The sequence below is a fragment of the Algivirga pacifica genome, assembly GCF_039543525.1.
Classification (GTDB): domain Bacteria; phylum Bacteroidota; class Bacteroidia; order Cytophagales; family Flammeovirgaceae; genus Algivirga; species Algivirga pacifica.
Map to the genome: position 1 here is coordinate 75,867 of NZ_BAABJX010000032.1, position 15,094 is coordinate 90,960.

At 40.4% G+C, this 15,094-nt stretch carries 10 protein-coding genes; 3 read left to right on the forward strand and 7 right to left on the reverse strand.

Features of this window, described 5'->3' with window-relative positions; all coding sequences use genetic code 11:
• Positions 1–17 precede the first annotated feature (17 nt).
• Both ABD985_RS10630 and ABD985_RS10635 read left to right on the forward strand, forming a co-directional pair.
• Positions 18–3,611, forward strand: coding sequence for a malectin domain-containing carbohydrate-binding protein (locus tag ABD985_RS10630; RefSeq protein WP_345371562.1), 3,594 nt, complete (start codon positions 18–20; stop codon positions 3,609–3,611).
• Positions 3,612–3,853: 242 nt separating this feature from the next.
• Positions 3,854–5,992: a zinc-dependent metalloprotease gene (locus tag ABD985_RS10635; protein ID WP_345371564.1), complete on the forward strand. Its 2,139-nt coding sequence runs from the start codon at positions 3,854–3,856 to the stop codon at positions 5,990–5,992.
• Between the two features lie 23 nt (positions 5,993–6,015).
• Here the strand turns inward: ABD985_RS10635 and ABD985_RS10640 are convergent, their stop codons facing one another.
• The 4 genes from ABD985_RS10640 to ABD985_RS10655 all read right to left on the reverse strand — a co-directional run bounded on the left by ABD985_RS10640 (position 6,016) and on the right by ABD985_RS10655 (position 10,403).
• Entirely contained in the window at positions 6,016–6,876 is an 861-nt protein-coding gene (locus ABD985_RS10640) for a hypothetical protein (RefSeq protein WP_345371566.1), read from the reverse strand.
• Positions 6,873–7,991: a glycosyltransferase family 4 protein gene (locus ABD985_RS10645; protein WP_345371568.1), complete on the reverse strand. Its 1,119-nt coding sequence runs from the start codon at positions 7,989–7,991 to the stop codon at positions 6,873–6,875. Before ABD985_RS10645 ends, ABD985_RS10640 begins: the two co-directional genes overlap by 4 nt.
• Positions 7,992–8,080: 89 nt before the next feature.
• Positions 8,081–9,043 (reverse strand): hypothetical protein, encoded by a 963-nt coding sequence (locus tag ABD985_RS10650; RefSeq protein ID WP_345371570.1) that lies wholly within the window; start codon positions 9,041–9,043, stop codon positions 8,081–8,083.
• Positions 9,044–9,209: 166 nt separating this feature from the next.
• Positions 9,210–10,403 (reverse strand): glycosyltransferase family 4 protein, encoded by a 1,194-nt coding sequence (locus tag ABD985_RS10655; protein ID WP_345371571.1) that lies wholly within the window; start codon positions 10,401–10,403, stop codon positions 9,210–9,212.
• A 253-nt stretch (positions 10,404–10,656) separates the two neighbouring features.
• On the opposite strand from ABD985_RS10655, the gene ABD985_RS10660 reads away from it, so the two are divergent.
• Positions 10,657–11,928, forward strand: a complete 1,272-nt coding sequence (locus tag ABD985_RS10660; protein ID WP_345371573.1) for an MFS transporter — start codon at positions 10,657–10,659, stop codon at positions 11,926–11,928.
• Positions 11,929–12,369: 441 nt separating this feature from the next.
• Here the strand turns inward: ABD985_RS10660 and ABD985_RS10665 are convergent, their stop codons facing one another.
• The 3 genes from ABD985_RS10665 to ABD985_RS10675 all read right to left on the reverse strand — a co-directional run bounded on the left by ABD985_RS10665 (position 12,370) and on the right by ABD985_RS10675 (position 15,081).
• On the reverse strand, positions 12,370–13,119 hold the full coding sequence (locus tag ABD985_RS10665) for a carboxypeptidase-like regulatory domain-containing protein (protein WP_345371574.1): 750 nt from the start codon (positions 13,117–13,119) through the stop codon (positions 12,370–12,372).
• Positions 13,120–13,186: 67 nt separating this feature from the next.
• Entirely contained in the window at positions 13,187–14,473 is a 1,287-nt protein-coding gene (locus tag ABD985_RS10670; RefSeq protein ID WP_345371576.1) for a toxin-antitoxin system YwqK family antitoxin, read from the reverse strand.
• Positions 14,467–15,081, reverse strand: a complete 615-nt coding sequence (locus tag ABD985_RS10675) for a hypothetical protein (RefSeq protein ID WP_345371578.1) — start codon at positions 15,079–15,081, stop codon at positions 14,467–14,469. The genes ABD985_RS10670 and ABD985_RS10675 overlap by 7 nt, the downstream gene beginning before the upstream one ends.
• Positions 15,082–15,094 lie beyond the last annotated feature (13 nt).

The following is a 15,094-nucleotide window of genomic DNA, read 5'->3' on the forward strand; positions in this document are numbered from 1 at the left end:
AACCAGACTATTAACCTATGAAACACTTACTAGCCCTCTGTTGCTTGTTGATTCCTAGCTTGGTATTACAAGCCCAACAAGCAAATTTTAATTTTGCTACTCTCAGTGGCGCTAACATTAAGCAACCTACCTCTCTAACATTCGGACCTGACGGTCGACTATATGTAACAGAACAATATGGTAACATATATGTTTACACGATAGCCAATAATGGTGGGAATTATCAGGTAACGGCCACCGAAAAAATTGACCTTGTAAAGAAAATTCCTAATTACAATGACAACGGTGCGAGAAACACCAATGAAACTTCTCGTCTGACGACAGGTATATTGGTTGCTGGAACTGCCGCTGCTCCCATAGTTTATGTTACCTCTGCGGATGGCCGTTCCAATGGCAATGACCTAGATACTAACTCAGGTATCCTTTCCAAATTGGAAAAAGTAGGTGGGCAGTGGCAAAAGGTAGACTTAATCAGAGGTCTCCCAAGAAGCCGAGAGCACCATACTATTAATGGAATGGCAATAAATAACAATGGTACCACATTGTATATGGCCGTTGGAGGGAATACCGATGCTGGCGCTCCAGGACCTGGAGAATTCTTCCATACTCCGGAATATTATCTTTCAGCTTCTATTATAGAGATTAACCTTACTGCTCTTAATGCATTACCGGTTTGGACTGATAAAAGAACGGGGCAAAAAGTCGTTTATGATTTACCAACATTGGATGATCCTAATCGACCAAACATCACTAATGCATCTCCTGATTTTCCCTACCCTGCTTCTCACCCATACTATAACCAAACCATAGACAAAGGAGATCCTTTTGGTGGTGGAGGTGGATTAAACCAAGCAGTATTAGCTAGCAGTGGTAGCCCTATCAGCATTTATTCTACGGGATATAGAAATGCTTATGATGTCGCATTCACAAAATCTGGAAAACTATTTACTGTAGATAATGGTGCAAACGGCGGTAAGATGCCTAAAATATACAACAGCAATGGAGGGTATAAAGGTAACGATCCAGCTAAATATAATGCAGGAGCAGGTGATTATGTCACTGGCGAAATTGGTGGAGAGCTAGGAAAGGGTACTCAAGACCAACTACACTATGTCCCTAAAGGTTTCTATGCAGGGCATCCAAACCCTATCCGTGCCAATCCTTCCAAAGCAGGTATTTATACCTATGACAAGGATGGTAAACTGCTCAGCAGCAATAGCGGTCTGATGCCAGGCTACCTACCTAATAGCCCTGCCGAAGGAAAATATATCGATCATTATAATGGTGCAGACAAATCATTGGCTACCGTATTTTCCTCTACCAATGGACTTACTGAATATCAAAGTGGTGCATTTGGTGGAGCGTTGAATGGGAGCTTGATTATGGCAGCTATGAGAGACAAAGATGGTAACTCCAACTCTTACAATCGAGGTATGGTATTGGCTATGAAGCCTAATGCCAATGCTACAAGCGTGACTTCCATAGATACACTAGCAACATTTGACCCTAGTGATGTTCCATTGGACGTTACCGTAGACAGCGAAGGTGCCATTTGGACTGCTTGTTACGTAAGTGGAAGAATTGTAGTACTGAGTCCTTCCGGAAACAACGCATGTCTACAACCTGGAGATGCTGGCTATGATGCCTCTGCGGACTATGATGGAGATGGCTTCATCAACTCCTTTGAAGTACAAAATGGAACAAACCATTGCTCTGCAGCGAGTACCCCTGCCGACTGGGATGGTGACAACACTCCTGACGGAGCAGATAAAGATGATGATAATGACGGTATCAGTGATATACAAGACCCTTTCCAAATCGATAAAAACAATGGCTTAAATACCAACCTGCCAGTGCACCTATCTTTCACACCTGGTGTTGCTGATGGAGGATTCTACAACAGTGGCTTCACAGGTATGATGAGTAACGGTGTCACAGACTATCTGGATATGACTAAAGGGGAAATATTCACACAGAATAACCCTGGTGTTTTTGGTGTAAAAAGAGTTCCTAATGGAGATGCCTACAAAACTATTAACTCACAACAAAATGCCTTTCAGTTTGGTGTCAATGTTGATGAGAATACCGATCCATTTATTATCCATTCCAGAGTAAATCTTTCTTTCACAACACCTATCGAGAAACCTTATTATAACATAGGGATTTTTCTTGGTGACGGAACACAAGACAACTACCTGAAAATGGTGTACCAGAAAAAAATCAATGAAGACCCTAACATTCAAGTTCTTACTGAAAAGAACGCAGCCCCTCAGGTAGTTACGCATCAAGTTTCGGGATTAAAATCAGCGGTAGAAATTGACTTTATACTTCGTGTCAATCCTAAAGACAGCAAAGTTCAAGCATACATTTCCTTGGATAAAGGGCAAACAGTCAAAGCACTGGGAGATCCTATCTCTATTCCAAAGTCATGGTTAAGCAGTGAAGATCAACAGGGACTTGCGATTGGAATCATTTCTACTGTTTCTGGGGAAGGTCCAGATGAAAGTGCTATGTGGGCCTTCGTCAACGCTGTCTCGGAAAAAGATTATTACCTTGGCTATCCTACAAAAATGGTAAACTTCTTCCCTATCGTAAAAGGCAGCGGCACAGCTACCCGCTCATTCTCCTTGGGAATGGCAAATGAAGAAGGTGCATTCCCTATGAAAATCGAGTCGGTACAATTAGAAGGAAATGATGCCTTCTCTCTTGAAAACGGCAACGCCAAAACTGTCAATAGCAATGCTACCATGGATATGGTTATCAAATTTGATGGTAGTAAGTCAGTTGGCTTCAAGAAGGCCAACCTAAAGATAAAACATAGCAATGGAGAAGTGACGATTCCGGTATATGGCAGCATCACTGATGCTCTTAATGGAGGAAGCTTTATCAATGCCGGTGGAGAAGAGTATGCCATGGGTGGGGCTATTTTTGTAGAAAACACAGATAACAGTACACCTTTAGGCGCTAGAAGTGTCATGAGTAATACCGCCAAAAACAAAGGGATCAACAATACTAATAACGATGCTTTATTCTATACTAAAAAAGTTGGTAAAGACTTCACTTATACAGCGACAGTTCCTCCTGGACAATATAAATTGAAGCTTTATTTTGCTGAGCTCAACCAAAATGCAAAAGTAGGGGATAATGTCTTTAATGTTGTTGCTGACGGCAATATCCTTTTACAAAACTTTGATGTTATGGAGGAAGCCGGAGAGCCACTGAAAGCCCTAACGAAAACGTTTGCTATTACCAATACTGATGGTATTATTGACTTACAATTCTTTACAGGCATTGGAGGTACTGGTGAGGCTCAAGTGTCGGCAATTGGTCTTGAACATTACACAGACATTACTGCTGTCGTAACAGAAGCCAACATGCTCAAACTATATCCTAACCCTGCCAACGGTACATTTAGTCTAGAAAATAATGGTAACTTATCAGGTAAGGTTACATTTGTCAACCTACAGGGGGCTATTATGTATCAACTCGATTTGTTGCCAGGCTCCAAGGTAAACATGCCAACGAGTCTACTTCAAGGGGATATGTACTTGGTGCGTGTTGCCTGGGATGATGGGACTTATTCTGTTGAGCGATTAATAATCAATAAGTAAAACACTCTAAATATTTAAGATAAAAGGCGTTGTCTCTTCAATGATTTGATAGGGACAACGCTTTTTTATATACCATATTAACTAATAGCCATACCATTCTATCCTATCTATTGAACAAACAACCCAATAACATATAATATTCTGTAGTATTGGTTTTAATCAGAATAAAAAATCTTATATCGACTTATAAATAAATTCAAATATCGTATAAGATTATCTTTTATACTAAATTAAACTATACAGTGAATATCGTTAAAACACTACCCTCTATTGGATTGATTCTACTAGCCATTTTACACACTTTACCAATCCAAGCACAAAACTCCAAACCAATTTCTTGTCACCAACAAGAACATCGCGACGAACTATTGTCCTCTGATGAAAACCGACAACGCATCGACAAAGCTGAACAACGTCTGAATGAACACACCAAACACTACCTGCAGCAAAAGGCGTCACTTCGGATCACTGAAGAAGTCCTGACAATTCCAGTAGTATTTCATGTAGTTCACAACAATGGAATAGAAAATATTTCCGATGCTCAAATCATTGATGCAGTGGACCAGTTGAATGAAGACTTTAGCGCGACCAATCCAGGAGTTGTCAATGTCATTGAAGACTTTCAAGGCATTGTAGCAGATGTGGGATTACAATTCCGTCTAGCCGAGAAAGATCCCAATGGCAACCCTAGCAGTGGCATCACTCGTACGGTATCCTCTTATACCACCAACGGCAGTAACTACGAATATGAGATAAAGACCTCTACAGGATGGCCAAGAGACCAATACCTCAACATATGGGTGGTCTATAGTTCGGATGGAAATAATGGCTCCGGATACGCTTACTATCCTTCTACCGTAGACGATGCGACTAACAACTATAGAGATGGAGTGATTGTATCTCATTGGGCTGTAGGACGTACAGGTACAGCTGTCTCAACACATTATAAACTGTTGACGCATGAAATAGGGCATTGGGCTAACCTAAAACACACTTGGGGAGACCAAACTGCTAACGGACAAAAAAGAGGTTGCAACTATGACGATGATGTCGCAGATACACCTGAGACTATCGGCTCATATAGTTGTGAAACCAATGTTTACTCTTGCAATTCTTTGGACAACACTCAAAACTATATGGACTATAGTAGCTGTCCAGAAATGTTTACGATAGGTCAAAAAGATCGTATGCGTGCAGCCCTAACTTCATCTGTAGCAGGACGAAATAATCTATGGTCTGCCAGCAACCTGTCCGCTACCCTGAATGGTGGAAGTGACACACCATTTATTGCTTTTTCAAGCATCAACTTTCAGGAATCGGAAAATAATGATGGTAGCATCTCCAACTCCATTACCGTGACCTTGAATAATGCATCCTTTCAAACCAATAATGGCATTCTATCCAAAGGTATAGACTATACTTTAACTGGAATACCACAAGGACTCAATGCAACACTAGAAGTCACTACAGAAAACACCGCAGTATTTTCCCTTACTGGAGTAGCTGAACAGCATGAAAACACGAATGATGTATCAGGTATTACATTGACCTTTTTGGACGCTGCCATAACAGGAGGAGATGCCTCTATCTTGGACAATCCCACAACAGATACCTTTACCATTGATTTCCGAGATGCTTTTCAAGTGGTGGAAGTGGACATCACAGACCTCACTGTAAACAACCGAAATACTTGGGAGCCTTTCACCTTAACAGGAATCGGCAACCCTACTTTCGGCGCCTGGTATGATGGGGGCGACTTAAGACTAGAAACTTATACCCTAGCATTAATATGTGAAGGTAGTTCATTAAATATCACTCCTCTATCATCAGGCACAGAAATCGGCCCGTCCAGTAATTGGATATATGGAGGTACTTACCCAGATGAGCATTATGTAAGAACCCGTAACTATACCGTATGGGATGGACAAGAAGCTTATATTGGCTTTAAGGTAGAAGAAAACGGAGAAGTTTATTATGGTTGGTTCCAAGCCAAAGTAGATAGCAGAGGGCGAGCACTCACTATCATGGCCTATGCCTATAATGAGCAACCGAATCAACCGATCAATGCCGGACAAACTACTGCCGGATCTGCTGCTGGAAGACCTTTACTAGGACTAGAGCAACACCTTTTGACCTCATTCAACGTTTATCCTAATCCACTAAAAACAGGAGAACTATTACGAATCAAAAGAACATTAGGCAACAATTTTTCCTCTGGAGAAGTAGAAGTCTATAATCTATATGGACAGCAAATCATCCGTCTCCATTCTAATCAATTAGAGCAAGGAATCTCTACGGAAGGATGGAAAACAGGCATGTACATACTCCGCCTGACGACAGCTGATGGTCAACAAAAAACCACTAGAGTGATTCTCAGATGATAGTAAGGGCAGAATAATCATTACTATTCTGCCCACTTTCCCCACTCCATTTTTCTGGCAAACTGATCATCATACCTCCTTTCAAATGGTAAAATATGATGCTTAATTCCCGACACTTTTGCCCACTGAATACTATTGAACCCAGCTCCCGTAAAAATACGATCGGCAAAAGGATAGAAATCTATCGCCGGAAAATAAGGGACTACCTTTACCCCATCCATCTCTACGGCTTCCATGGTTATCAAAATAAAACAAGGGTCTATACCCTCTATTAGGGCTACTTCTTGTGCATAATCTGCTAATGCTTCTACTTCTTCTTGAGGGGTAGAATGTACCAACAGCCATAAAGGTTTCTGAGATTCACTTTCAGACAAATAATCCGTTAATGATATAGTACACACAGGTAAGGTCTTTGGCCATGAAAAGGCTAGAACTTCCTTTGAAGTTACTGATAGGTAATCCAAATGCTCCTGCTCCAAGGACTCCATCAGTAAGGCTTGCTCAAAGAACAAGGGAACATTAGGGAGCTTGGGTTGGTAAGCCTGCCACTTCAGCCGTCTACATACCCATAGCAAAGGAATTTCACCTAGTAAATCCTTTGTCAGCTCCCCCATGATCCCTGCCGGAAAGGTATCAATCATGATTCTATCCGGAGTATAATCAATCAACACTTTTCTCAAATATTCCCTTAACCCAAGAATATCCTTCTCCAAACTCGAGGGAACCTGTATGCATACTGAACTCGGAAAAATTTTAGTAGCCCAATGAGAAGCCGTCAGTATCCTATAATCGTTCACCTGATACGTATCCAAAATCACCTTTGCCCTACTCAAATGCCCTAGCCCTCCACCAAGACAATAGTACAATACCTTTTCTGCTCTCATGGAGTCACTTTCAAATCGTTAAAATAATGCAGGTAATTATCCACTTCCTGTACAGTAGTATATGCTGTTGTAATTTTATATTTCAATTGCTCACCCAACTGTTGCCTACCTTCTTGAGATAGCTCATCAAAACGAAATAAACGATCCCTCAACTCCGTAATATTTCCCGCTTCAAATAATAACCCATCTTTTTCATGCTCCAGTACATCCCTCATCCCATCAATGTCCGAGGCAATAACCGGCACTCCCAATGCCCCTGCTTCCAGCATCACATTAGGCATTCCCTCATAAAAGGAAGGAATCATCAGTGCATCCATCCGAGGGTAATATGCCAATAGCTCATAACGGTCTAAAAAGTCATAACAAGAATACGCCACCTCTGCCTTTTCCAGCAGTATCTGTTCTGCTTCTCCCAACTCACCTACTAACAATAAGTGAAAACGACTTCTAAGGTTTGGAGTATTTAAGGCATTGATCAGTAAGGGTAATCCTTTTTTAGCTTTCAAATGCCCTACAATCCCCAAACATAGCTTATTATTCACTATACCTCTTTTCCAATCTAATGCTCTTTCAAACTCAAAAGGGGTAGGTTGCCACTCCTCCACATCTATACCATTAGGGGTATAAACCACATGCGCTTCCGGAAAAAACGCTTGTATTCTCTCTGCTTTATCTTTACTGACTGATGCAACAAAACTTGATTTATTCATCGCATCCTCCAATACTTTTCGCCTTCTGGGAGAAAATACCGCTACATCAAAGTCATTTCCCCGAACCATCGTTACCAAAGGTGCCTGTAGCCAGCTACTCAATACAGGCCCTCCAAGCATAGGCAAATACCCTCCAAAGGCGACCACTGCCTCGACTCCTCCCTTCTCTTTCTCCAATACATTCCATAATCGCTGAAGCGTATGAGCTTCACTCTCATAAACAGGCACTTCTATAAGCTTCCCTCCTTGCTGTTGCTCTGTGGTGACCTCTCGTACTCTTTCGGTCAGATGCACCACATCCACCTGAAGGCCTTTATTCCTCAAACCATATACTATGCGGTCACAAGATTGTGCCATACCTCCTCTCAAGGGAGGGTAATTCTCAGTTAGCCAAAGTAGTCTCATTTTTTATAGGTGTTAGCTATTAGTTGTTAGGGATTAGGATAGTAATTTAAAACTCATCACTCATCACTCATCATTCCAAACTAAAATGATCAGCTATCCAAAAAGCCATCCTCTGCAAGCTCATGCATCATAAGCAGTGTACTCTCCTCTTCAAATCCCTCATAATCGGCATCCTTAAACTGTCGCTTCTTTTGTTGTTTCTTAGATAATTCTAATTCCTGTACATATTCCAGAATACCAACTCGACTACATAAGTCCACCAGCTGATTGATAGCGTAGGTCAGCTCAATGCCTTGAATGTTTTTCCAATAAAGGGAAGATCGTATCTTTCGTTTTGACTTGTAATTCCACTTAATGCTATAATACTCCGAAGACTCTTCGATCAGTACCGGATACTTCCTTAACATGGAATCATTGACCAACTCTTTTTCTACTTGTATCTTAACGGTCAACGTATACTTATACTTGGATTTTGGTTTACGCCACCCTGCCCTTCGATAATCTCCGCTCAACTTATAGCTAAACAATAACTTCTCAGAGATTTTCATTTTCCCCAGGATAACAACAGGTTGGTAAATCTCATTCTTTTGAGACACCAATGACTCTTCTTCCAGTAACCCCAAATCAATACGTTGACTTAGCTTGGTTTTTAAGGTGAAATACTTTTTCAACTCTCTTGGTAGTGAAAATACATTAGAACGCAACAAAGGATAACGAATATACCTTGCCTTTGCATTCACCTTACGTTGCTGCCGAATCGCAAACCATACGATAAGCAAACACCCCACATAAATCATAGCCGTATACAACCAACCTTCCAAAGTTGAGTACACATCCGTCAGTTCAATTAAACTGCTTAAAGGTATAATACTCAATACAAGCATGATAATCATTGTCACTTGTATATTATACCATAACTCAAAATGAAAGGAATCTACATACCGTTGTAACGGAGCAAACAGGGATTCCCACTCGGCCAACGTATGCGTACCTTGATAGCGACCTTTATCTACGATCTGCTTTTGGATTGGGTTCAATTGATCTTTGTTCATAATGTTTAATGGAGCTTCGCTCGTTGATGATGTTTAGTTGTTGCTAAATAGAGAAATGACTTATTGAATTCGTTACACCCCATCTCGAATTGGAGCTTCGCTCCATTACAAGACATCTTAACTCGAGTTGATTGTTTATTGCACTCAATCAACATATCAACTCGAATCAACGATTCAACTCACTGAAAGTGTAATTCAACGGTTCAACAGCTTCTTTGCGTAGTTGTCCTTCATATATACCCCCCATCCTATCTTCTAACGTATCCCACAAAAAATGTTTTTTCAAATGCTCATAAGCAGTCTTAGCCAGCTGCTGTCGATACGCTGGGTACTCCAACAGCAAACGGATTGCTCTACTTAACTCGGCAGGGCGATCAGCCCTTACCAAATGTCCCGTCTTTCCGTGGGTAATAAACTCCTCTACTGCTGGTATTCTACTCGCCACAACGGGTACCTGATGCGCCAAAGACTCAAAAATCTTAAGCGGAGAGCATCCTTGCTCTAAGTTGCGATAACATTCCGATAAGGGCGCAACGGACAGTAATGCACCTTGCAGCACAGCACTTAAAGCCGGTTTGGTCAACTGGTGAAACCATAACACTCGATGCCCTACTCCATTTTTCCAGGCCATTTTCTGATACTCCCGACTATACTTCTCTTTCTGGGAGGCACACACCACTAAGTGTAAATCAGGAATATCTCTCAGGTAACTCATAGCTTGCAGTAATGTACCGAAACCCTGCCAGTCTTGTAATGCCCCAAAATAAACGATATAGTTATTCGGCAAAGATGGTATCTGATAAGGACTTTTCTGAGGCAAATCAGCCCCATTAGGGAGGTATAAAATCTTATCTTCTGGAATCCCTCTCTTTATGATATTCTGACGAATCACCTTGGAGGGACATAGCAATAGGTCTGCCTCTTCCATACAATATTGCTCCAACTCCTCCAGCTTTTTGAGCGTTGCCTTTCCAACAGCAGCGTATCGATAAGGAATTTCTATAGAAGGCCACCCGTTGACTTCAAACAAAACAGGGGCACTGACCGCTTGCTCCAAAATCGCCTGCCCTCCCCATATATCCCGAAAATGGTAAAAATCATAATACTGGGTAGCAGTCTGCTCCGACAGCCATTGTTGAAAAGCCTCTGCCCGATGTAAATAATTCGTCTGTTGACTCTCGAAGCTATGCAGTGTCTGATGTTCCAAAAAAGGAAAATGATCCGGTGTCCCTGATGCTAACGTATAAATTGACACCGCATCAAACACCTTGGCCATGGCCTTGGTCATATGATAAATATGAGTGGCCGCTCCCTTGGGTGAAGGGTATAGATCAAAGGCTGTATACAGGGCTGTAGTCATAGTAAAATAAAAAATGGCACAAACGAACCTATCAAACTGAAGGGTAGATTTAATCAGTTACTTGTTGTATTATTTCCTCAAGGTACAAAAGTTTCACAATGGATATATAATGTTTTTCTAGTCTAGAGTAGATCTCATGTGCTTGTATGAAACATCTTAAACCGTATACGGGACTGCCCTAGGATTTTCATAAAATAAAGTATTCTTTTAAAGTAACACTTATTTTTTTGATAGAATCCATGCTATTTTTTATATGAAAACTAAAATCAATCATACCCCCAACATACCTATTTCGTCATTTATTGCTACCAAATTCATGGAGAGGTTCAGCTATTATGGTATCCGTTCCCTTATGGTACTGTACATGGTGTCTCCTGCCATAGGTATGTCCCAATCAGATGCTATTGAGGCATATGGGTTAATGCCAGGACTTCTTCTCTTCTTTTACCTATTTGGAGCACTATTGGGAGACCTTGTTTTAGGCAATAAGAAAGTCATTCTACTCGGAGGAATATTGCAGGCAATGGGCGCCTTTACTTTTTGTATCCCCGAGATAACCATGGTATACGTTGCCATCATTTTGCATAGCTTAGGAAGTGCATTATTGGCTCCGAATATATTTGCAAGCTTCGGTAAGCGTTTACTATCCTATGATAATCCCAAACAAACGAGCTTTGGGTTTATGTCAATCTATATGGTCGCCAACCTAAGCGGCTTTATAGCGCCATTAATTTTAGGATCAATAGCATCCCAAGAGCAGTGGAGTATAGCCTTTGTGATTATAGGAATCGTCAGTCTACTTTCCATAATTCCAATGCTTAAACTGCAAGAGCAAAAGTTTAAGGCAGTCACACAGCCTTCCACAAGTACCCTTATCGCTATTGCTTTGAAAATTATGGGGGCTTTTGTCATTACAGGGATTCTTTCTGCTAGTTACCTATTACTTGGAGATGTTTTCTATAAAGTTTCTTCTACTCTTGAATCGGCAACATCTTTTCAAATCAAGGCGAGTATGTGGACAGTTTTCAATGGGTTTGTTACCGTAGCCTTTGGGGTAATCCTACTTCTGCTATGGAGGTTCATTCATATTAGTCAGGCAACTAAGTTTATACTAGGATGTTTCTCAGCAATTCTATCCTTTTTCTTCCTATGGACTGTTGCTCAAAATACAACAGATGAAACGGCCTTTCTATTCGTTTTGCATATCATTTTTGCGGGAATCGCAGAAGTATTGATCTTCCCTACACTCTATATGGTGATTCTAGAAAAAGCCAATCCAAAATACATAACAATAGTAATCAGTCTAGGGATAATTGTTCTACAACATTTTTCGGGGATTTTCAAACCAATAATCAACACTAGCCCTTCCGAAGAGCAAGAGACAATGATCTTTCTTTTATCGGGCTTGATCCTGCTGATAGCGTTAGTTAGCCTATTGGTTTATAGACTCTTTTTCAGAAAGAACAGAGAAACGATATGGGTTGAAGATGAACGTATCGAGAAAGAGCAACAGGTACTTATTTAAGAGCCTACTTTCTACTTAGCAGTTTTAATTAAGATTGAATAATTAACCGGCACGCTTCTTACCTGAAGAGATAGGTGAAGACTTACCGTCCCTACCCGCCCCTATGTGATGTCACCCTTTCAGGGTTTTTATAAATAACCCCGAAGGGGTGACATCACATAGGGGCGGGATTTATTCCGTCACTATACGGAACATGACGGTTATTTTTTCAATCTTAATAAGCCCCAGGCTCTTTTATAAATACCGCTACGCAATGATCTATACTACTGTTTTTCTATCTAATAAATAATATACGTGGTATAATAGATCGCCACAACGTGGTAATTCTAAAAGAGCCTGGGATTTTAATCCTAGGCGGAGTTGAGGGAAATATTCAACCTCAACTAAAACTGATCGATATATTACTTTTGTTGGCTCTAATAGAACATAAACTCTTGATTTTTAGCGTTCTAAAAATTTTTTTTTCATACACCACCACAATCCTCCAAGATACCCTCCCGTAATCACTACTTCTCCAATAAGTACATTATCGCCCTCTTTAAGCTGTACTTGTAATACCTCCTCTATCATATCTAGCTTTACCTTAACGCCCTTACTTTCATATCCAACGTATTGAAAAGCTAAGATAGCATACCCCTCTTCTTTGAATAAATATTCTTCTATATCCAACTCGAAAACTCCATCAATATCAGATATAGCCCCAAAAGGAGTCTCTTTGACTCGAACGACTACTCCTGGTAATACCAGCTTATCCTTATCCGTAACCACTCCTCTGATCTTAACCAACGCTCCTTCCGGTACTTTTTGCTTCTCTTCTTCCTTCTGCCCCTTAGTCTTCGATGGACGATAATGTAATACCGCTTGCACAGGCTCCTGCCCTCTCCCCTCTTCCGAAATTCCTAAAAATGCCAAAACACTTCCCAATACCGCTGCTGGCCAAAAACGATTTTTCTGCCTAAAAGGCTCACCCAAAGTCCGCAACTGATTGCTATGAAAATGACCACATACCCTTCCCTTATGGCTTTTGAAGTACACTTTGATTTCTTGGTCAGACATTTGGGTAAAATCCACTACGGTTTTGGCGCAATGGCCACAGTGCTTCCCTCCTGTTATAGGAGTCATGGCTTCCCAGCTTTCTTGGCAAGGATTGGGGATACTGAGGTGGGGTTTGGAGGAATGAAAAAGTCTCATAGGATTAAATTATTGATTGCATTATTTCTTCAAGGCACTAAATTTTCAGGAGTAATGTAGTGGTAAATCAATCCGACTTCCCAATCCAAGGCAATGGTTCTTCCCAATCCTCAGGTGCTTCTATCAATGCCCCCTGATCATCCCACTTCCAATGGTACTTAACCCTTTCCCATTGATACTTATAAACAGGTTGAAAGCCTTCTTCCATTACCCAGTCTAATTCCTTAATCAAATTATACTCATCTCTTGTATACTCCACTTCCCTCATCTCATCATGCTTATCATAAATCCGTTTTAATTGATGATTAACAGGTCCATATTTAGCTTTCTCCTCACTTGTAATCCAGGTAATTTCTTTTTCTACACTAAGAAGCTTTCCTTCCTGATCATACCTCACTGCTCCAGATGGGTAGCTTTTTCTTTTCAATATACCCTGCTCATTCCAGTGATAAGACGTATCTGCATTTAGCCAATAACGAAGTTGTCCATTCTCATAATACTCTTCTCTTTCCAGATACTCCGAAACCCAATCGGATCGTGAACCATTAGGCTCAAAAGGATTTACATACACCTCTTTATAACTTACTTTCAAAGACTTTTCCCTCAGTAGACGATTATCATCCAATAACAGTATTCGCTTAAACGTTGAGTCTTGTCCTCTGAAACGAATATACTCATAACGCAATATCCCATCTTCAAACCACTGTTGAGTGGTATCCCCCCGCTCATATTCTGCTAATTGTCCAGAAGGAAAATAAACTTTCCTCCACTCTGGCTCTAGAAAATCGTCTGACAGATTGGTTTCTGTAAATTGCTCTTCCATTTCAAGGCTTCCATCCTCCCGAAATGTCATCCAATACCCTTCGATATAACCATACTTGTTTACACGATTAATTACTCTACCCTCATACACCTTATATTTAGGAGGTATGGTATCATAATAATACTCTGAATAAACAATTTCTTTTTGCTGAAAAAATATAGGGTAGTCATGCCCTTTCAATCCTCCTATCGCAAATCGTATTGAAAAACAACAACGACATTCACAGGGTTCTCCTATAAAAGATTCATAAGGTTGTAAATACAAACTACTCTCCTTCCAATACACAACCGGATCAAATTCTGCACAACAATTATCTGTAAAGTTAACAGTGACCCACAACGTGTCTCCATAAAACTCTTGCTGTGAGATTCTATTTTTTAGGCGATAAGGGTCTAAGAATGTATCACAAGGCATACTTTCCCACTTTAGTAACTGTACCTCTTGCGCTTGTGCTATTACTATTTGCTGAAGCAGGATTACAGTAAAAAATAGACTAAAGCGCATCATCATCTTAAAAACAGTTACTACCATTTATTAGAATAAAGTTCCTCATTACTCTCAGCTACATATTCAAACTGATCTTCGATAAGAATACCATGTTCGTCGCAGAATTGGTGAACGCGATAAAGCATAGAGGTCATTAGTGTGAAATTCTTTGACGAATAGATTAGCTCAAACCGATAAGGTTTTCCTTTTAATCGATGAATAACGATTACATCATTCCACACCTCTACCTTTTTGATTTTGTTCGATTTAAATATTCTTCCACCCAAGATCAATCTATTCTCTATAAATTGTATAGATACAATACTTTCTTTTAAGTGGAAAGAAAGAATAGCCAGTAACAACCCACTCGAATATATAATACGCTCAAGATCCGGAGCAGAATAAATAAGCACAAGCATCACAGTCAATAAGCTGAGATAAATAGCCAAGGTAGACTTCTTAGCACGGAAAAATCCATTATAAAAACGGAATTCCTCATTATTAGGATCGTTTTTGTGATTGTTTAAAGGCTCTCCATCTAAAATTCGTAGTAACTGTCTTACAGTAAAAAATAGTATCGGAATCCAAACGGCAATAATTTCAAGATGCTCTTCAAAATATTCCCAAACCATATAGTAGTAATACCCTGTCATAAAAGGCTAAGTA

Bases quoted from the DNA above. Each gene is read 5' to 3' on its own strand.
- ABD985_RS10630 (WP_345371562.1), top strand. From the start codon at position 18: ATGAAACACTTACTAGCCCTCTGTTGCTTGTTGATTCCTAGCTTGGTA.
- ABD985_RS10640 (WP_345371566.1), bottom strand. From the start codon at position 6,876: ATGAGAGCAGAAAAGGTATTGTACTATTGTCTTGGTGGAGGGCTAGGG.
- ABD985_RS10645 (WP_345371568.1), bottom strand. From the start codon at position 7,991: ATGAGACTACTTTGGCTAACTGAGAATTACCCTCCCTTGAGAGGAGGT.
- ABD985_RS10650 (WP_345371570.1), bottom strand. From the start codon at position 9,043: ATGAACAAAGATCAATTGAACCCAATCCAAAAGCAGATCGTAGATAAA.
- ABD985_RS10655 (WP_345371571.1), bottom strand. From the start codon at position 10,403: ATGACTACAGCCCTGTATACAGCCTTTGATCTATACCCTTCACCCAAG.
- ABD985_RS10660 (WP_345371573.1), top strand. From the start codon at position 10,657: ATGAAAACTAAAATCAATCATACCCCCAACATACCTATTTCGTCATTT.
- ABD985_RS10665 (WP_345371574.1), bottom strand. From the start codon at position 13,119: ATGAGACTTTTTCATTCCTCCAAACCCCACCTCAGTATCCCCAATCCT.
- ABD985_RS10670 (WP_345371576.1), bottom strand. From the start codon at position 14,473: ATGGTAGTAACTGTTTTTAAGATGATGATGCGCTTTAGTCTATTTTTT.
- ABD985_RS10675 (WP_345371578.1), bottom strand. From the start codon at position 15,081: ATGACAGGGTATTACTACTATATGGTTTGGGAATATTTTGAAGAGCAT.